The sequence below is a fragment of the Streptomyces glaucescens genome, from assembly GCF_002154375.1.
GTDB classification, from domain to species: Bacteria; Actinomycetota; Actinomycetes; order Streptomycetales; family Streptomycetaceae; genus Streptomyces; species Streptomyces glaucescens.
The window spans coordinates 1-657 of the sequence record NZ_MUND01001135.1; the positions used below are offsets into that span (position 1 = coordinate 1).

The window sequence follows — 657 nt, forward strand, 5'->3', positions numbered from 1 at the left end:
CATCATGACCGGCGGCGCAACCGGCACCGAGACCTTCGTGATCCAGACCGTGAAGCTGGCCTTCCAGTTCAACAAGACGGGGCTCGCCTCCGCGGCGGCCGTCGTGCTCCTGCTGATCATCCTGCTGGTCACCTGGGTGCAGCGGCGCCTCGTCCCCGACGAGAGGGTGGACCTCGTATGACCCGCCGCGCGGTGGCCCGCACCCTGGTGTACCTGTCGCTGGCCGCGGCGACCCTCGTGGTCCTGCTGCCCCTGGCCGTGGTCCTCCTGACCTCGCTCAAGACCGAGACGGAGATGGCGGAGGACAGCGGCGCGCTCGCGCTCCCCGGCAACCCGCTGAACCTCTCGAACTACGCGACGGCGTTCCAGGACGGCCGGATGCTCTCCGCGTTCGGCAACACGGCCCTCATCCTGCTCTTCGCCATCGGCGGCACCGTCCTGATCGGCTCGATGACGGCGTACGCGATCGACCGCTTCCGGTTCCGCTACCGCAAGCTGGTGCTGGCGGGCTTCCTGGTGGCCGCGCTGGTGCCCGGGGTGACCACCCAGGTCGCGACCTTCCAGATCGTCAACAGTCTCGGGATGTTCGACTCCCTCTGGGCGCCGATCGCCCTCTACATGGGCACGGACATCGTCTCGATCTACATCTTCCTGCAG

Annotated in this window: 1 protein-coding gene and 1 pseudogene; both read left to right on the plus strand. The window is 68.0% G+C overall.

What is annotated here, in order from left to right; genetic code table 11:
- A pseudogene (locus CCN42_RS41055) lies at positions 1-181 on the plus strand (sugar ABC transporter permease); the annotation flags it as partial.
- A partial coding sequence (locus CCN42_RS41060; protein ID WP_143662291.1) for an ABC transporter permease family protein occupies positions 178-657 on the plus strand: 480 nt, incomplete at its 3' end. The pseudogene CCN42_RS41055 and the gene CCN42_RS41060, both read left to right, overlap by 4 nt.